The organism is Stieleria sp. (assembly GCF_041595215.1).
Lineage (GTDB): Bacteria > Planctomycetota > Planctomycetia > Pirellulales > Pirellulaceae > Stieleria > Stieleria magnilauensis.
The window spans coordinates 1-19,013 of the sequence record NZ_JBFHKV010000028.1 but is presented as its reverse complement, the minus strand read 5'-3'; the positions used below and the strand labels follow the sequence as shown (position 1 = coordinate 19,013).

Genomic DNA, 19,013 nt, shown 5'->3' with positions numbered 1-19,013 from the left:
CGGCTTCATCGGCATCATCACTGGTCAGCACCACCGACGCGTCGTGCAGTCCTAGTTTGGCGGGATCAAAGACGACGTCGAAGGAGAACGAGCCGCCGGGGATGACGGTCGCGAGTGGTAGGTTCGCGAACGTGAACGCGTCCGCTTCGGCGCCGATGATTTCCGCGTTGGAAAGGTTCAACGCCGCGGCGCCGCTGTTTTCGATCGTGAAGGTCTTGGTGACTGTTCCGCTGGTCGCGTCCGCGCTACCGAAGTCGGTTCCCGCCAAGGGCGAGACGTTGCTCGTGCCGGCAACGATCGTTTGGCTGTTGGCGCCGAGGACGTTGATTTCTGGATCAATCGCCGCTGCGAAAATAATTTCCAGTCGCGGTCGTTCGATTTCATTGGCCGCTTCGGAACTCTGCATGCCCCAACCGTCGGTGCCGCTTTCCCAAGGTTCCAGCAGCCATCCGTAGTTGGTCAGGCTACCGTTGACCCAGGCCTGGACGTCGCTGGTCACATCCCAATCGTGGAACCCGCCTTGAACGTTTGGGTTGCGGCTCGGATGTCCGGCGGAGGTGGTGTAATCACTGGCTGCTTCCACGCCGTCGATGTTCACGCCGTCGACCAGGCTGTTGAACGTGTCGGTGTCGTCCCAGGAGGTCAGCATGGGGAAGAATCGTGCACCGTCACCTTGAGCATTGCTGGTTGACGATGCCGTGCGAATACGCGCGGTGATGATGCGTGAACCGGCGGGAACCTGTCCGGCAAGGTCACCGATGATGTCGTCGAATCGGATCAGTGCCCGCGTGTTCGGTGAATCGATGAACAACGTTTCGACCGAAGATAAATCGTCATCGGGGTTGGCGGTATCGATTTGCGTGTCCAGCGTGGATGTGTATCCGTTGACACCCTGTTGGAAACTGACGACATTCGCGCCGGCGGGAACCCATTCGATTTCCAGCTTGGGTCGGGCCGTCGGCGTTTCGTCTTCGGCACTGCTGAAGAACCATCCGTCGGTCAAGTCTTGCCAACCTTGCAACAGCCAGCCGTGATTGGTTTCGCCGTCGGCCCACGCTTGGATGTCCGGCAACACGCTGAAGCTCAGCAAACCCGTACCCGTGGTGCCCGCTCCGCTAGCCGTTCCGATTTGGGATTCAAACCCGCCCGCCGCTTCCACGGTGCCCGTTTGAATGCCGTTTCCAAACGCATTCCAGGTTGCGGTCGCGTCGTCCCAGTCGATCAACATGCGGTGCAAGTTCGCACCATCGCCCGGTGAGTTGGACGTATTCGGGTTCGTCTCCACCACCAGGTTTGCCGACGTGATGACCGAACCGATCGGGATTTGGCCCGGTCCGTCTCCGAACAAATTGCTATAACGCAGCAGAACCTGTGAAGCGTTCCCGCCGGAGTCGTAATCGACCAACAGATCGGATCCTGGTGCGATGACCGAATCGGGATCGGATTCACGGATCTGGGCGTCGGATGTGCCCTGGTACGTGCCATAGCCAAGGTTGACGCCTTGTTGCAATTCGCGTCGATAGACCAAGCCGAGATTCAGTGGTTTGGTGACCGGGTCGCTGGCTCGGCCGTTTCCATCGACAAAGGAGAACGTCACTTCACGAGCCCCGCCGGTGACGACGGGATCCGAATTGCTGTACGTCACCGACTGCAAGATGCGATCGACGGCAAGCTCGGTTGCCGCGGCGTTAAAGGTCACCGTCAACGGTGTCGTTCCGTTGCCGCTGGTGAAGGTGGCAACCACGACGCCCTCAAAGCTGACGTCGGATCCCGAAACACCGACCTGCCCTGCCCCGTTGCCTTCGTCGCGAATGGACAATACATCCGATGCGATTTGGCGGCTGGTCAGTTCGATCGTGGCGACGGCACCGTCAAAGAATGCAACTCCGACGGGAGCGAGGTTGAATTGGCCGTCAATGCTGACCGCGTCGTCGCCCACGCCGTAGTAGCTCGCACCGGACGAGGAATGCAGGACCGGTGCGGTACCGAATCCGTCGATGTTCACGGTCACGGTTGCCGTCGACGTTCCACCGAAGCCATCGGTCATGGTGTACGTAAACGTGTCGGTTGCCGTTTCGCCATCGTAGAGTGAATCCAGGACCGTGCCGGGATCGTAGCGGATCGTTCCATCGGCGTTGGCCGTCAGCGTTGCGCCCAGGCTGGACGTCGGGTCGACGCTGTCGATCGACAGCAGCCCGGGAACAGGACGCGCCGCGGGTTGGCCGATGGAATCGAACGGGATGAAGGTGAACGTGAACGGTTGGTCTTGGCGGCCTAGTCCCGGCATGTCATGCGAGCGGATCACGAAACTTCCCGCTCCGTCATCCTGGTAGCTCAGGAAGTTGTCTTCGACTTCACCGTTGTCTTGGTTGGTCAGCACCAACATGCCGGTGTCTGGAGACTGTCCGGGGATGGTGACTTTCCACTCGTGCCCGCCGTCGGTGACGTCCAGACGTTCGACGTTGAACTCGCCGATCGCCATGCTGACGCCATTGGGGCCGGATTGAAACGGATCAATCGTTCCGGCGACCAGGTTTTGTGCGTTGCGTGGGACGAAGACGAACGAGAACCCGCCGTCTTCACCGTTACCGAAATCCTGTTGGTTGTCGCGGACGGCAACCTCGTACATTGCCGATCCCGCAATGGCTCGCGTTTGCACCACGTTGTCCGCGTTTTCGTTGCCGATGACGAACAGGAAACCGTCCAGTGCCGCGTCGGTGACACCGGGGATGGTGACTTCGTAGCGACCGACATCGGTTCGGACCACGTCGACGTCGGTCAATCCGTTTCCGTGGGTCAACGTGCCTCCGCCGGTGACGTGTCCGCCGACCCAGTTGTCGGCAAACGGGAAGAACGCGACCGAGACGTCGGCATCGGCCGCCGCATCGGTTCCGAACTGTTGCAATGCGAGTGAGGTGCCGCTGCCGTTATCAAAGGCTTGAACCAAGCGGTAGTTCGTGTTGGCTCCGTCGAAGTTCTCGCGGATCGTTGCCATCACAACGCCGTCGGCTTGGTTGATGGCAGTTCCGTCGTGCAGAATTTCGACAGTCCCCGTTGCTCCGGCACCGACCGTCAAGTGAACCGGCGACGCGCCGGTTTGAGAGACCGACCACACGCTTGATGCATCGACCGCCAGGTTGGCCGACGGGATTCCGGTCGGCGTTCCCAGCAGCGATTCCACGTCGGGGTCGACGTCATTACCCAGCACGGTGATCAAGGCGCCTTGGGCGCTCAACTCATTCAAGTTGACGACGTCGTCGCTGGCCGTCGGAGCTTGGTTTTCTCCTTGCACGGTCAATGAAACGGTTGCGGTCGAAGTTCCGCCGCGGCCGTCCCGGATCGTGTAAGTGAACGTATCGGTGGTCGATTCACCGTTGCCCAGGTCAGCGATCGGTGCACCCGCACCCGATGGGTCATAGGTAAACGTTCCATCGGCCTCAAGCGTGACGGAGGCTCCCAGGGCACTGACACTGTCAAACCCGTCGATGCTGAAATCCAACCCGTCGATCTTCTCCAGCGGGCTGTCGTAGGGCAGGAAGATAAACTGGAACTCGGGGAAGTTCCCGGTCGGGGTGAAGGTCTGGGACTGCAGAATGTCAATCCGGAACGCATTACCTTGGGGCGTCGCCATGACGGCTTGATTGGCTGGGATCAGGGTCGACACTCCGTTGACGTCGGCAAAGTCATAAGACGTCGCGACGGCGATCAGGGCGCCATCGGCCGGTGTGTATCCATCGATCGAAACCAGCGGTGCCAGGTCGGTGTCGGAACTGAGTGAGACGTTGCCGTATCGCTGTCGCAAGGCATACTGGCCTTCTTCCGACGCCGCACGTCCGCCGATCAATCCGGTCGTCGAACCGGGCAGGTAGACAAAGCTGATCGCGTCACTTTCGAATCCGGTGGCGTCGGAATCGCTGTCCATCTGGCGGACCAGCCATTTGTTGTTGTAGCCCTGTGGATAGACCGACACGATGTTGTCGTCGTTGCTGCCGCTGACGGCGAACAACAAGCCGTCGTCGGTGAAGCTGGCTTCGGGGATGGTGATTTCGAACAGTCCCGGTTGAAGCAGCGTCACATTGGCTTGAGAAATGCCGACGCCCCCGAGTACGGTTCCATCGGCGGCGATGTGACCGGAGGTCCATTGATCGCCGAAGGGGAAGAACGCGGCGCTGAATGGAGTGTTCCGTTCGCCGCCGCCGATGCCTCGGTCGGTTGCAAATCCGTAGCTGCCGAAGGCGTTGTAGGTATTGACCGTCGGGAACGGGCTGGTGTTGTCACGGCCGGTGCCCAAGAACACGCCGTCGGCGAGCGACAGATCGAATCCGCCACGACCGACCGCGACGTCACCCAAGTTGCCGATGCTTTGGATCGTCAGGTCGTTGGGTGCCGCGGTGGTGTTGATGACGGTAAACACCGAATCGCCATTGGTGGTCGCCGCCGGGTCGCCATAAATTTCGGCGGCCGAAACCGAGAACTCGGTGGTGTCGGGATGGAAGTCGTTGCCGAGCACGTTGATGGTGGCGGGGGTGAACTTATCCGTCACCGTGCCGTTGTCATCGACCGCCTGCACGTCGTCGTCTTGTGGAATAACGGAAATGTCCAGCGTGACCGAAGCGGTTTCGCCGCTGGTGTCGGTCGCCGACAGCGAGATTTGGACGTAACCGAATCGGTTCAGCGCGGGTGTGATCGAGGCATGGGTGCCGATGATTTCAGCGTTGATCAGTCCACTGACTCCGGTATCGACGCCGTAGGTCAACACGTCGTTGGCGTCGAAGTCGTTGAAGATCGTTGTCAGGTCGATCAGGGTCGCCGGGCCGTCTTCGTCGAGAATCAGTTCGGCCGGCGACGCGATGACTTCGGGGGCGTCGTTGACGCCGACCCAATTGATCGTCGCGGTGGCTTCGTCGCTTTCGGTGGTTCCATCGGTGGCGCGATAGACGAAGGAGTCGGTATCGGTTTCGCCGGCACCGAGTGCGCGGATCGCGCCGGCGGTCGCGTAATTGACCGTGCCGTCGGCGTTCAGTGTCAGTGGCAGTCCCTTGGCGGACAAGCCGTTGTTGTTCTCACCGAGTGAGGAGACCGTCAGATCGGTGGTCGGGCTAAGCGTGTTCTCGAAGGGGACGAAGAAGAACACGAAGTCCGAGTTCAGCGGCGTTTCGGTATTGCTGTTCCAGGCAAACTGGCGAATGATAATGTCGCCACTGCCGTCCCCGGCGTCGTCATAAGTAAAGTAGCTATTGCGTGGCTGGCTGACCGACAGGTCATAGTTTTCCATGATCAGCGCGCCGGAGGTGATGTCGTGACCGGGTACGCTGAGTCGCCAGAACCCGTCGGACTGGCGTTCGAGATCAAACTCGCCGAACGATTGACGCATCGGGCTGACACCGGCAAAGTCGCCATTGACGACACCGCCGATCAGGCCTTGTGCATGACGAGGGATGTAGAGCAGATTGAAATCGTCCGATTCGGCGCCGCCGATCTCGGCGGCATTGTCACGGTGCTGAATCGCCCAACGGCCGCCATCGATCGGGCGCGTCCGCGTGTAGTTGTCCTCGTTATCGCCTCCGACGGCGAACAGGAATCCTTCGCTGTAGGCATCGGTGACACCCGGGACGGTGGCTTCATAAACACCGCCGGATCCGGTGACGATCGGCGCGGGCTGTGCGCCGTCCACTTGGGGAACCAGGGCGCCGGCGGAGTTGTAAGATCCGCCAACCCAGCCGGCTTGGTAGGGGAAGAACGCCGTCGAGAAACCGATCGACGTTTCACCGCTGTTTTCCGGCGCGGCGGCGATCGCGATCCAGCTACGCCCGCCGCCTTCGGAGGCATATTGCGGCACACCCAGGTTCGTGCCGGCGACGTCGACTGGGCTGTTGTCACGAATGACGGGCAACGCAATCCCTTCGGACGCGTCCACGCCATGGTCTGCGGCGGTCAGTGACGCATCGTTACTCGCGTCGGCATCGGTGTCTCGAGCGATGTCCAGGTCGCCGAGGTTTCCACCGATCGGGACAATGCCGCCGGGGATGAGAGATCGTTGGGGCACGCCGGCTTGCCCAGGCCTTTCAAGCACAAACCAATCGGTGGCGTTGACGGCCGGGTCGTAATTGGTCGGATCAAAATCTGCTTGAAACGCAGAGACTGACTGCACCTCGCTTCCGGACGTGTCATTGACCAGGACGTTGATCGCGCTGTCGGTTGCCAACGTCAATGAATCGTTGACCACGTTGGCGGCAAGCAACTGACGCGCTTCAAGGGATTCCAGTTTGAGGTGCTTTTTGGTGAGGCGACGACGCTTGTTCATTCTTGATTTCACGGTGAATGTTTCGGTGCTGAATGGTGGGGTAGCGGAGCGACGCGGCAACGTGTTTGTAGTGGTGCGTCTCATCGATCGGTTTGGACCGATGCGGCGGAGAATAGCGGTCGCAAAAACTTGATCAATGCGACGTTGTTGTTATTCACACAGTTCACACCATTACTCGATGGAACATTCACAAGAGCTTCATGCAGTGGTGCGCACCTCGCTTTCATGCTGAAACGATGAAGCAATCAGAGTGCCTTCACATGGTTGTTGGTGTCGCAGGCGTTACGCACCAGATTGCTCATCGCATGCGTCGCAGGTGGCGGCCGTGCCCCCGGCATCCGGTGTCGCAAATGTTAGAAACCGGCGAAGGCTTTGGCGCGGTTTAGATGAATAAGCGACAAGACTTTGGAACTCGTCTTTTGTATCGAGATCCGGTCGCTACGGTATCGCCCGGAGCACGAACGCTCTGTCGAAGAGTCTCTCTTCACTCTGTCCGTTGCGGACGATGCATCGAATGGAGTGGACCACGTTGCCACCAGTGGCACGACAACCGATTTACACATGAAACATATTTTGAATCACCACAGTTATCACTTACAGGAGACAACAATGTGGTCAGGTAGTAACATTCGATCGGACAACCCAACGCGAACGCGAGGTTCGAATCGAATGGTGTCCAGCGGTTTCACGCTGGTTGAGTTGCTGGTCGTGATCGCGATCATCGGAATCTTGGTCGGGCTGCTGTTGCCGGCAGTGCAAGCTGCACGCGAAGCGGCTCGCAGAATGCAGTGCAGCAACAACATGAAGCAAATTGCACTCGCGACTCTGAACTACGAAAGTACTTACAAACAATTGCCGCCGGGGCCTTGGGACGGAGATCCCGGGACGAGCAACCCGTCGGGCCGAACGTCCGACGCATGTTGCCGGGCGGCGAACCGCGCCGGATGGTCGGCGCAGTGGAGGATTTTGCCCTTCCTGGAGCAGGCCGCCGTCTACGACTTGGCGACCAATGATCCGCCATGGTGGCCGAATCGTCCCAACAATTCACGTGAAGACGACGTCGCCCAAGTACTGATTCCCGTCTATTACTGTCCCACACGTCGGGCGCCGACGGGGTATGGCAGTGCGAAGTTTGGTCGGGTGGATTACGCCGGAAACGGCGGGTTCTACCACGGTCGACCTGATACGGCCGTCAACTTTATTCCCGAAGCCCCGCTTGGTGCTCCTGCGGTGTCGACGCGCAGTCGTTCCAACGGAGGTCTGGTCAAGAAGCGTGCCGGTGCGATCATCTGGGCCAAAGACGGTGACAAACGCCGTCTGGCTGATATCCGTGACGGGCTGACGCACAGCATCGTGTTCGCGGAAAAGTCATTGCCCTATACCGAGCATGGGCTTGATGGGGGTGACAACGAACGCTGGAACAATGCGGGCTGGGATACCGATACGATCCGTTGGCATTTCCCGCCCAAATCCGACAACGATGCGTATGCGCCCGATCGCGACGCCGGCGGATCGACCAACTGGAACCATTACTTCGGTGCAGCCCACGTCGGTGTTCACGCCGCTCTCTGCGACGGGTCGGTGCAGTTTTATAACTTCAACATTGACGCGACGGTATGGAAGAATCTGTGCGTCGTCGATGATGGAGAGTCCCATGAAGAAAACCAAGTCAATTAATACTCTCGAATCTTTTAAGGATTGATCGCATGTTCTATACCCTTTCTTTTCAACCACGACGTGACCGTCTCGCGTTGATCGTGTTGGCGACGTGTTTATTGATGCCGATGATTGGGTGCGGCGGCCCTGCCCCGCCCGAGATCGATACCGATATCGCAGCGGAGATTCAGGCTGAAGATGAAGCCATCATCGACGCCGAGAGTGAACTTTAAACTGTTTAATTGTTTCGTTCTGCTACTTGGAATTGCATCTTGAAGATCATCAATCGGATGCACCCGACAGCACGGCTGTCGGGTGCCGGTCTGTTGCTCGCCCCTGCCCTCGCCCTTGGTCTGGGCGGTTGCTCGGTCGAGTCCGGTTCCGATGCCTTGACGGATCGGCTCGCCAACTCTCCCGCCGTGGTCGATCGTTATCGCGGGCCGACGGTTCGTGATTTCACGATCTGGCGTCCCTACGTGGCGGTCAACGAGTTTCCAATCGATCCCGATGAGATCCGTGCGACGGCGTTCGCGGTCCGTTTGGTGACCGGAGATGATCCCGTGATGATCATGCCGTTGCATCCGGCGCTTCAACAACCCGATCCCATCGTCAACCCAGACGCGGCGCAGGCCGCTCGGAGTGGCGTCACGAAGATCATGGTCAGCGAAGCGTTCGGTGCCAGCGATGCGATGCGACAGTTGAGGCAGATCATCGAATTCGAAGAAGTCGGTGAGTCGGCTGTCGATCGATGGACGCACGATCTCGTCGCCGTCTCAACGGGATCGTTGGCTCGGGGGCTTCGACCACTGCAGTTCGCAACCGCGACTCCCAGTGTCGGTGATACCGTATGGATGGCGACGGCGGTCTACGCGGGCGCCTCGCCGAGCCGCGTGGCTCATGAAGCGACCGTGATCCGGATCGATGGGGATGGCCGGATGGAGTACCGGTTCGCCAATTCGCGGCTCTCGCTGCAGGCGACGGCCGGCGCTCCGCTGTTGGACGACGAGGGGCATGTCGTCGGCGTACACCTGGCGGAGCCTGGTGACGAAGGCAGCACAGCGGAAGTGCCGGAGGGTGGCGTTTTCGGATTCGGCGTTTCGGCGGCCGAGCTGTTGCGCGTTTGGGGAGTCGAGCCGGTCTTGGTCGACCGACGGACAGGCGATCAGCAGGCTTCTTCGAGGAAGACTCCGATGCGCCGAAATTTTTCGTAACGTGAGTCGAGCAGCTGATCGACCGACTGGCTTTCGAGCTCGCCGAGTGTTTTGGAGAGGTACGTTTTGAGTCGGGTCGCCATTTGGTGATGATCCCGGTGGGCTCCACCGAGTGGTTCGTCGAGCACATCATCGACGACGCCGAGGCGTTTGAGGTGATCGCTGGTGAAGCGGAGCGCGGCGGCGGCTTTGGGTGCGTGTTCGTGGCTTTTCCAGAGGATGCCGGCGCAACCTTCGGGACTGATCACGCTGTAATAGGCGTGTTGCATCACGGCGATCCGGTCGCCGACACCGATCCCCAACGCTCCTCCGGATCCGCCTTCGCCGATCACGATGCAGATGATCGGCGTTTTCAGCTGGCTCATTTTGAACATGCTTTCGGCGATCACTTGCGCCTGGCCCCGTTCTTCGGCGCCGATGCCGGGATAGGCACCGGGTGTATCGATGAAGCAGATCAGGGGCAGTTTATATTTCTCGGCCAATCGCATTTTGACCATCGCCTTGCGATAGCCTTCGGGATGGGCACAACCGAAGTGGCAGGCGGCGCGTTCTTTGAACGTGCGTCCTTTTTGGTGCCCGAGCACCATCACTTTGAAGCGATCCAATTTTGCGAATCCGGCCAGCATCGCGCGGTCATCGCCGAAGTGCTTGTCGCCGTGCAGTTCCACGAAATCGTCGAACGCCAGGTTCAAGTAGTCCTTGGTGTAGGGGCGGTTCTTGTGTCGGGCGACTTGAACGGTTTGCCATGGATCGAGCGAGGAATAGACGTCGCGCAATTGTTTGGCAAGGTCCGTCCGCAACGACCGCAATTCGCCTTCGGCGGCTTCACTGCGTTCGGTCTGTCGTTGGAGGGCGCTGATGCGGGTTTCGAGTTCCGCGATTTCGATTTCAAAATCGAGTCCGGGTCCGGCCATCGATTGTCAATCCTCTTCTTCGTCGTTTAGGTCTGCCGCCGATGGTTTGCGGAGCATGTCATCGGCGCCACGGATGCCGGGCATGCTGTCGAAGACGCTAATCTCCGGCTTGCGCGGGCGTTTGGTCCAGAGTTGAATCGACCGGATCTCTTTCAAAAAGTCCCACATCGAATCCGGCCGTGCGGATGCCGATTTGGCCATCATGCGTTTGATCAGATCGGCAAATTCTTTGGTGACGTTGTTGTTGTAGGCGATGGCACTGGGGATCGAAGCGGTCAGGTGTTTGTTGAGCAAATCGTTCGGGGTGTCGCCGGTAAAGGGGGGCTTGCCGGTGGCCATTTCAAACAGCACACAACCGAAGGAATAGATGTCGGTCCGTTCGTCACAGACCTTGCGGCGGATCTGCTCGGGCGCCATGTAGCTCCGCGTTCCCTTGGCCAGGGTTTTGCGATGAAAGATCTTGCTCAGCCCGGACTTCTTCTTTTCGGTGATCGTGAAGTCAATCAGCTTGGTTTCACCGTCGCGGCTGACCAGGAAGTTGTCTGGTTTCAGGTCCAGGTGGATCCAGTTGCGGGTGTGCATGTAGTAGATGCCCTCGCCGGCCTGTTCGATGATCTTGTCGAGCATGAAGGCGAGCGAGTCGGGGCCGCGTCGAAGCGCCTGTTTGATGTTCAGTTCGCTGAACAGTTCCAGGACCAGGAACGGCCGATCGTTGGCGATCGAATAATCCAAGATCTTGATGATTCGAGGGCTGTTTTGCAGGTCCTTGCCGACGTTGAACTCGTGCTTGAGCAGATTGACTTCGCTTTTGTCCTTGGCCATCTGCCCTTTCAGGATCTTCAGCGCGTAGCGTTCCTGTTCGTGCTCGTGGATCGCTTCCCAGACCTCGGCGGTCGAGCCGGAGCGAATCAGACGAGTCAATCGGTACGGGCCGTAGAAATCTCGGGTCTTGGTCATTAGTAACCGATGGACGAAATGGCAGCGTGTCGGAGTTCGAGCCGGTCCCGCGACCATCTCGTCGGGGGGGCTGTCAGAGCCGGCAGAGTTTACCAGACTTGGCGTGTCGGCATCATAGTTGACGCCCCGCCTGTGGCGAAAGCCGGGGATTCGGCGGCGGCCTGCCCGTGGGCAACCGATTCAGGGGGACCGGCGGTCCAAAATGCGTTCGTAGATGGCGCGAACCTGCTGCGTCATCGTCTCGTGGCGAAACTGCTCGGTGAAACGCCTCTGCCCTTCCCCGCCCATGGTTTGCCGCAATTGGTCGTTTTCGACCAGACGGATCAGTGAGTCCGCCAATCTGGTGGTGTCCCGCGCCGGAACCAGGAAACCGGTTTCGTCGCTGATCACGACCTCACGCGCCCCATCGACGTCGAAGCTGACCGCCGGCTTCCCGGCGATCAACGCCTGGGGCAGCGCCCGGGCCAAGCCTTCACGCAGTGAGGTGTGCACCAGCACGTCCATCGCACCGATCAGCGGAGGGACATCGGTGGGGGAAACCAGTCCGGTGAACACGAAGTGGTCGGCCAGGCCGAGTGATTCGATCCGCCGGGTCAGGGGCTCGCGTAAGATGCCATCACCGACCAGTAGGAACAGAGCCTGGGGGCAGCGGGCAATCACATCGACCGCGGCGGTGATCAGGTCGTCGTGGCCTTTGAGGTGAAACAAACGCGCGAGTTTGCCGATCACGATGCGATCGGGCGCGATGTCGTATTTTTCGCGGACCGATTGTCGATGCTCGTTGGCGCGGAGGAACGGATCGACGTCCATCCCGCTGTAGATGGTGGTGAATTTTTCTCGCGGTGCGACGCCGGCTTGGACCATCAAATCGGTCATCGCGTCGGCCACGGAGATCAGGTGGTGGCAGCGGGTTGCGGCGAAGCGTTCGCAACGTCGGAAGAATTCTCGCGCCACGCGAGGCTGGAAATCGTGAAACGGCGCTCCGTGAACGGTATGGATCACGGCCGGCACGCCGAGCGACCAGGCGGCGTTTCGTCCCAGCAAGCCGCCCTTGGCGCTGTGCGTGTGCACGACATCGGGGCGAAAGGTTTGGATTGTTTTTCGGATCGCCCGTGAAGCGGCCCAATCGCGTTGGGGATGGATGTTGCGACGGAACATCGGCAGCAGCTCGATTTGCAACTCCCCTGCCCTGCCCCGCAATTGACTTCGGTCACCGAAGAAACCGGCGCGGTGCAGCAAGTCGCCTTCGGGCCCCAGCGACGGCCCGGTGATCAGCATCACTTCATCGTCATGATGCTCGATCAAGTCCAGGCAATTGAACAGCGTGTTTTCCTGGGCGCCGCCGATGATCATGCGAGTGATGATGTGGGCGACGCGCACGCGGTGGACTCAATTGCAAAACGGAGAACATGTCGTCGAAGTCACGGGGACTTCGGACGGACTGGAGGACCGTCACGCCGTGCCGAACTCGACCCGTCGCATGCCCAGTTGGGTTTGCAAGCGGTTGACGATGGACGTGTGCATCTGGCTGACCCGCGACTCGGACAAATCCAGTGTCGCACCGATCTCTTTCATCGTCAATTCTTCGTAGTAATAAAGAATGATGATCAAGCGTTCGTTGCGATTGAGTCCCTTGGTGACCAAACGCATCAGATCGTTCTTCTGAACACGTCGGGTCGGGTCTTCGCCTTTCTTGTCTTCCAGGATGTCGATTTCGCGAACGTCCTTGTAGCTGTCGGTCTCGTACCACTTTTTATTCAGTGAGACGACACCGACGGCATTGGCGTCCGATTCCATCTTTTCGACTTCAGCGATCGACAGTTCCATGTGTTCGGACAATTCCTGCACCGTGGCGGGACGTCCGTACCTGGTTTCCAATTGTTTCTTGGCGACGGCCAGCTTGCTGGCCTTGCTGCGAACCAACCGGGGAACCCAGTCCATGGTGCGAAGTTCGTCCAGCATGGCGCCTCGGATTCGGGGCACGCAATAGGTTTCGAACTTGACGCCGCGGTCCATGTCATAGGCATCGATCGCGTCCATCAGGCCGAAGATTCCGGCGCTGATCAGGTCGTCCAATTCGACGCCATCGGGCAAACGTTGCCAAATGCGTTCACCGTTGTATCGAACCAAGGGCATGTAACGCTCGACGAGGCGATTGCGTAGAGGTTCGTATTCGTCCGCATCCTTCTCGGTCTGTTTGAATCGTTTCCAAACCTCTAGGATTTCATCGTCTGTTGAAACTGCGGCTGGCATCCAATCCTCCGTGATCTTCAATTTGACTGCCGACGACATCATGTCGCCGAGGTCATGTTTGGGGTTCGCTTTCGCTTTCGCTCTTGCCGACGATCCGTATCACATTGCTGCGAACAATAATCGTCAGCGCCACTCTGAGTCGAATCTCTGCACGGGCACGATCAATGGACCAAACAATCCTTGTCCAGCTTTCTTGTTCGTGTGTGCCGGGGTCAACCCAGTCGCCGAAAGTGGTCTCTCAAAAAAAATCTCAAGTCGTCTTTTGAGTTTCCAGCCCTCGGCTTTTTCTCTATCGGTTGTTTCTCATGGTGAGTTGAGTTTTATTGTTCGTTTCTTTTAGGCGGCTTCGAACTGCCGCACGCCGGCGGGCGCAGGGATCAATCGCTCGGTCAGCCGTTGGGCGGTCGCGACGGCGATGTCATCGGGGACATGCTGTCCGTTGGTCACGTAGCTGATCGGTAGCCCGAGGCGGTCTCGGGACGACGTTAGCGCCGAGAGCACGCCCGCGGTGTAAGGGGTTTCGTCGAGTTTCGAGAGGATTGCCGCGGTCGGTCTGGCCGCGGCGAATCCGTCCAGCGCGGATTGCACCACCGCGGCGGTGCTGGTCGCACTGATGACCAAGTGGGTTTCGTCCGGTTGGGCGGTGCGGAGCAGTTCGGCCAATCCGGCGATGCTCATGTCGCCCTTGGGACTCCGTCCGGCGGTGTCGATCAAAATCAAATCAACATCGCCCAGTTGGTCAATCGCACCACGCATCTGGTCGGTCGATTCGACCACGCTCATCGGCAAGTCCATGATTTGCGCGTAGGCTTGCAGTTGCTGGACGGCGGCAATTCGGAACGTATCGATCGTCAACAGACCGACGCGTCGTTTGGATTGAATGCGGAATCCGGCGGCAAGCTTTGCCACCGTCGTGGTTTTTCCGACGCCGGTCGGGCCGATGAGCGCCACGATTCGGCGTTCGCCGGGGTTGAGCTGGATTGCGCCGCTGAGACGGATCTCGCGGGCCACGCTGCGTTGCAACTGTTCCAGCCAAGACGGTTCGACCGGGTCGCCCAGGTTGGCGACAAAACCGCTGGTCGAACGGATCCAGCGGTCGGCCACGGCTTCGGAAACGCCCAGCGAGATCAGACCGGTGCGGTAATCCGCAGTGGGGTCAGAGTACAGAGAATGGTTCAGGTGGGGCCTGCCGGTCGGTCTGCTGGGGTTCGTCGGCATTCGTCCGACGACCGACAGTGTTTGTCGCGCGTCGATCGGAAGTGTATTGGGAGTGGGTTGATTGCCCGGCAGGCGTCCCAGTGAGCGGTGCGTGTCGTCAGCCGTCATGCCGGCCGCGTCGCGCTGCTGATCGCCGCTGCTGGCGGTCACTTCGACGTAACTGCGGCCCAGCCAACCCATCCATCCGTCTCGGCACTGTCGCGTTCGCAGAACGGATGCATTCGGCCCGAGCTGTTCCCGGATCTCCTCCAGGGCAGCTTGCAAATTCGCGGCTCGGAAAATTTTGACTTGCATCAAGTGGGCTGTAAAAAGGCGGGGCGGAGGATCGTCAGGACTAAGCGGCGGCGGTGGATGTGGGCCGGCCGACCGTCGAGTGAATTTCCAGCTGAGTGTCGGTGGTGATTTCGTTGGTGGACAGAACGTGGGTCCAGATGCCGGCTTCTTCGGTCACCTGTTTCACGCGGCGGCGAAGATGTGGGCCGACCAACAGGACCGGCGGGTAACCTTCGCTGGATAGGTTCTTAACGGCTTGACGAATCGCGTCGCAAGTGACGTCTTGTGTTTTGTTGTGTCGGATTCCCAATTGAGATGTCGCGCCCGACCCGGCTTGGTGATCGGTCCACCGATCCCCCTGCCCCGCCGGCCCATGGAGCGGTTGCAGCTGTGCCGCGGTGGACGATTCGAGCGTGACGACCCGCAGCGTGCGTTGTTCGTCGCGAAGTTGGGAGCACAACGTCCTTGCCAGTCGTCGGCGGACGCTTTCGATCTGTTCCGACGCGTCGTTGGACTGTGCCGCGGCGTCACCGAGGGCTTCCAGGATGATGCCCAGTTGCCGAATCGGGATCGCTTCCCGCAACAGTCCCTGCAAGACTTTTTGAACGTCGTTGATCGACAGCCGGGTCGGGACCAAATCGTCCACCAGCGCCGGAGCCACCTGCCGCAGTTCATCCAGCAGGTGTTTGGTGGCGTCGTGCGAGAGCAGTTCGTCGGCGTGGGCGCGGGCGACTTGTTCCAAGTGATCGGCCAGCACGCCCGGTGCCGTCCGCGTTTTGTATCCGTAGATCATCGCTTGTTCGCGGCCCGCCGGATCGATCCAGATCGACGTCGTGCCGCCGAATTCGTGGACCGCTTCTCCGTCCGGTTTTCCGGTCGTTCTGCCGTCACCGCTGGCGAGCAGTTTGTCGACCCGCAAGTCGCCTCGGGCGACGAAGTCACCGAAGAGGCGGATTTCGTATTCTTGTTGGCCGAGCGTCGCGTCGTCGCGTACCCGCACCTTGGGCAGAACGATGCCGATTTCCGCGGCCATCTGATTTCGCAGACTGGCGATGCGCTGCATCAGATCACCGCCGCGAATCGGATCGGCCAGCGGGAGCAGCCCCAACCCGATCGCCACTTCCAGCGGGTCGACCGTCAAGAAGTCTTCGACACGTTTTTGCGTCGGCGTGGCCGCTTGGGCCTCCGTTTCACGCTCACGCTGCGCCTCGGCGGCCTGCTGTTTTTCGTTCCGGTCAAGCGTCGTCGCGATCAGCACGCACCCGCTGCCCAGCAAGATCAAGGGGATCGGGGGCAGACCCGTGATGACCAGCAACAACAGAAACCCACCCGCGATCAACAGGGCTTTAGAGTTTCCCAACAATTGAGTCACGAAGTTGTCGGACAGATTCGATCGCCGGGTGCCGCGCGTGACCAGCACACCGGCCGACAGCGAGATCAACAGCGACGGGATCTGGCTGACCAACCCGTCGCCGATGGTCAGTTTGGTAAACACCGATGCGGCATCGGCCAAGCCCATGCCCGAGACGACGACACCCAGATACAGACCGCCGATGATGTTGATCGCGGTGATCACCAGTCCGGCCACGGCATCGCCGCGGACAAATTTCCCCGCACCGTCCATCGCGGCGTAAAAGTCGGCTTCGGCGATCAAGTCGTCGCGTTTGCCCGCCGCCGTCGCTGCGTCGATGTTTCCCGCATTCAAGTCGGCATCGATCGCCGATTGCCGTCCCGGCATCCCGTCGAGCGCAAATCGCGCGGCGACTTCGCTGATCCGTGTCGCCCCCTTGGTGATGACCACAAACTGGACCACCACCAAAATCAAAAACAACACCAAACCGACTTCGATCTGATTGCCGGCGACGAACTGCCCGAACGTTCGAATCACGCCGCCGGCGGCGTCGTCGCCGAGTGTGGGCGCGTCGGCCAGAATCAGTCGCGTCGTCGCGATGTTCAGCACCAACCGGGACAGCGTGGTTGCTAGCAGCAGCGTCGGAAACACGCTGAATTCCAGCGGCGTGGCCACATGAATGGTCGTCAACAGAATCACAACCGCCAACGCGATGTTGCCGGCCAGCAAGAAGTCCATGATCACCGTCGGCAACGGCATCAAGATCACGACCATGCAGGCCATCACACCGATCGGCAGCAACCACGGACGGAATCGTTGGATCGGGGACAATGCAAGACCTGTCGCACGCAGGGGGACGATGGAAACACTTTCCTGGCGACAGTAGTGAATCGAGACGCTCGGGGTCTAGGCGATTCTTGGCGATGGGGCGTGTGAAACGCGGCGTGAAACAGGAGATGGAGGGAGATGCCAGAAAGATGGTAGGCAGTAGGCAGAAAAACGAGGGACGGGAGCGGGAGACAAGAAAATGGGTGACAAGAAAATAATGAGGCAGAACCTGAAACCTGAAACCTGAAACTAACGCGCCGGGTTTTCGTACCAGATGATGCCCAGGTTTTGGCGTTCTTCGCAGGTCATCACGTCCAGGTCTCCGTCGGCATCGAGGTCGATCAATTCCATCCGATCGAACTTGACGGCGGTCGTGGGATCGATCGCTGACCAGTTTCCCTGTGGATCGCGGATCCAGATTCCCGGCAGATCGCGGTTGGGGCTGGCGTGGGTGTTGGCCGTCAGCACGATCCGGTCGTCGGGAAAACGTTCGATCGCTTTGCCATTGTTGACTCCGGCCGGGTGATCTAGCGTCGTCACGTGCCAGGCGTCGCCGGCGCGGCGGCAGTCCAGCGAGTCGCTGTTTCGTGTGCTGATCAGGCAACGCTCCGCGGTGGCGGTCAGAAACATCACCTCCCTGCCCTGCCCCGCGATCACATGTTCGGTCCACATCTGTTCGGGATCGTCGGGCTGTTCCAGCCACGCGGCGACGCGGCGGTTGCCTTTGCGATCGCTGAACACGACGTCTAGGTCACCATCGTGATCCATGTCGACGGCCCGCAGCGACATGATCCAGCCGGCGTCGCGCAGCCGAATCGTGGTCCATGTTGTCAGGTCGCGGGGGTGGGTGGCTGGACCGAGCAACAGCGTGATCGTGGCCTTGGGACCCTTGGCCCCGACGACCAACGCTGGCCGGGAATCGATCGTGCCCAGCGGCAAGGCGAACATCCACATCACGCCGTCGAGCGGTTTGAACCGATCGGTGGTCCAGTTCTGTCGCTGGAGCAGTTGCGATGAATCTGAGTGCGGCGCGGGCGTGTTGTTCCAGTGGACCAGCAGTTGTTGCTGTTTGCCTTCGTGGCTACTGACGATGTCCAGCCGCCCGTCGCCGTCCAGGTCGATCGGCACGGCGTCCTCGGGGGACTTGGCACGGGCAATCGTCGCCGCCGGCCATGGCTGGGTGGCTTTGGTGCTGCCGGGATTCAAATACAGCCGCACCAGTCCCGATTCTTCCCAGCCGGTGACGACGTCCGGCAAACCATCGCCGTTGAAGTCACCCAGTCGCACGCCGTCGGCCCCGCGATGGGTGTTGTCGATCGTGTGTCGTTTCCAGGGCGATGCCGCGGAAACGTCGACATGATGGATGCACCATGAAAGCGAGCATCCGATCAGGAGGCCGGAGAGGCGAACGACGGTCGGGGGCATGAGGGATTTCCTGGCTCACGTGGGAGAGGCAGGGATCAGTTTACCCGACAGGTGAACCGGACATTCCGTGTTCAAGTCTTTCGGGCAGGTGCTCTTACCCGAATGGCACAGAACGCTCGATGGACCACTGCCCGCAAGCGTGACGCTTAGGCCGCCCTACTTGTTGGGCAAATGTCGCACGGCGAGGACGCCGTCGATATCGCGCAGCGCTTTCAGGGACGCTTCTTCGATGTTGCCGTCCAGGTCGATGATGGTGTAAGCCAGATCGCCGCGTGACTTGTTCAGCAGGTCCGCGATGTTCAAGCCGGCGTTGGCGAGAATCGTCGAGATCTGGCCGACCATGTTGGGCACGTTGGCATTGGCGATCGTGATCCGACATCCGGTGCCGCCCCGCGGCATGGAGGCTTCGGGAAAGTTGACCGAGTTGGTCACGGTGCCTTCTTCCAGGAAGTCGCGGACTTGGTCGGCAACCATGATCGCACAGTTCTCCTCGGCCTCTTCGGTCGACGCACCGAGGTGCGGAAACGAGATGACTTTGGGGTGTTTGAGCAACTGGGCGGTCGGGAAATCGATCACATAGGCACTCAGTTTGCCCGAGTCCAATGCGGCGATCACGGCATCGT

At 59.9% G+C, this 19,013-nt stretch carries 11 protein-coding genes and 1 pseudogene; 3 read left to right on the top strand and 9 right to left on the bottom strand.

The window, feature by feature from the left end; all coding sequences use genetic code 11:
• A partial coding sequence (locus ABX749_RS02180) for a DNRLRE domain-containing protein (protein ID WP_372894568.1) occupies nucleotides 1-6,304 on the bottom strand: 6,304 nt, incomplete at its 3' end.
• Between the two features lie 669 nt (nucleotides 6,305-6,973).
• Here ABX749_RS02180 and ABX749_RS02175 point away from each other — a divergent pair.
• The 3 genes from ABX749_RS02175 to ABX749_RS02165 are packed head-to-tail and all read left to right on the top strand — an operon-like array spanning nucleotide 6,974 to nucleotide 9,171.
• Nucleotides 6,974-7,981, top strand: a complete 1,008-nt coding sequence (locus ABX749_RS02175) for a DUF1559 domain-containing protein (RefSeq protein WP_372894567.1) — start codon at nucleotides 6,974-6,976, stop codon at nucleotides 7,979-7,981.
• 29 nt (nucleotides 7,982-8,010) lie between these two features.
• Complete coding sequence (locus tag ABX749_RS02170; protein ID WP_372894566.1) at nucleotides 8,011-8,193, top strand: hypothetical protein; 183 nt, start codon at nucleotides 8,011-8,013, stop codon at nucleotides 8,191-8,193.
• A 39-nt stretch (nucleotides 8,194-8,232) separates the two neighbouring features.
• Nucleotides 8,233-9,171 carry a hypothetical protein gene (locus tag ABX749_RS02165; protein WP_372894565.1) on the top strand — a complete coding sequence of 313 codons (939 nt, stop codon included), beginning with the start codon at nucleotides 8,233-8,235 and terminating at the stop codon, nucleotides 9,169-9,171.
• On the opposite strand, the gene ABX749_RS02160 is transcribed toward ABX749_RS02165, so the two are convergent.
• The 8 genes and pseudogenes from ABX749_RS02160 to ABX749_RS02125 form a co-directional block, all read right to left on the bottom strand.
• Nucleotides 9,123-10,085, bottom strand: a complete 963-nt coding sequence (locus ABX749_RS02160) for an acetyl-CoA carboxylase carboxyltransferase subunit alpha (RefSeq protein ID WP_145219885.1) — start codon at nucleotides 10,083-10,085, stop codon at nucleotides 9,123-9,125. The two genes, ABX749_RS02165 and ABX749_RS02160, sit on opposite strands and share 49 nt — an antisense overlap.
• Nucleotides 10,086-10,091: 6 nt before the next feature.
• Nucleotides 10,092-11,042 (bottom strand): serine/threonine protein kinase, encoded by a 951-nt coding sequence (locus ABX749_RS02155; RefSeq protein ID WP_372894564.1) that lies wholly within the window; start codon nucleotides 11,040-11,042, stop codon nucleotides 10,092-10,094.
• A 180-nt stretch (nucleotides 11,043-11,222) separates the two neighbouring features.
• The gene (locus ABX749_RS02150; protein WP_372894563.1) at nucleotides 11,223-12,422 is read right to left on the bottom strand and encodes a glycosyltransferase family 4 protein; all 1,200 of its coding nucleotides are present in this window, start codon (nucleotides 12,420-12,422) and stop codon (nucleotides 11,223-11,225) included.
• A 72-nt stretch (nucleotides 12,423-12,494) separates the two neighbouring features.
• A complete protein-coding gene (locus ABX749_RS02145; protein ID WP_095739298.1) occupies nucleotides 12,495-13,316 on the bottom strand; it encodes a FliA/WhiG family RNA polymerase sigma factor in 822 nt (273 codons plus the stop codon).
• Between the two features lie 315 nt (nucleotides 13,317-13,631).
• Nucleotides 13,632-14,807: a flagellar biosynthesis protein FlhF gene (gene flhF, locus ABX749_RS02140; protein ID WP_372894562.1), complete on the bottom strand. Its 1,176-nt coding sequence runs from the start codon at nucleotides 14,805-14,807 to the stop codon at nucleotides 13,632-13,634.
• A gap of 40 nt (nucleotides 14,808-14,847) precedes the next feature.
• Nucleotides 14,848-16,968 carry a flagellar biosynthesis protein FlhA gene (locus ABX749_RS02135; protein WP_372894561.1) on the bottom strand — a complete coding sequence of 707 codons (2,121 nt, stop codon included), beginning with the start codon at nucleotides 16,966-16,968 and terminating at the stop codon, nucleotides 14,848-14,850.
• A gap of 246 nt (nucleotides 16,969-17,214) precedes the next feature.
• Nucleotides 17,215-18,390 (bottom strand): FG-GAP repeat domain-containing protein, encoded by a 1,176-nt coding sequence (locus tag ABX749_RS02130; RefSeq protein ID WP_372894560.1) that lies wholly within the window; start codon nucleotides 18,388-18,390, stop codon nucleotides 17,215-17,217.
• A gap of 156 nt (nucleotides 18,391-18,546) precedes the next feature.
• Nucleotides 18,547-19,013 (bottom strand): annotated as a pseudogene (locus ABX749_RS02125) (3-phosphoglycerate dehydrogenase); the annotation flags it as partial.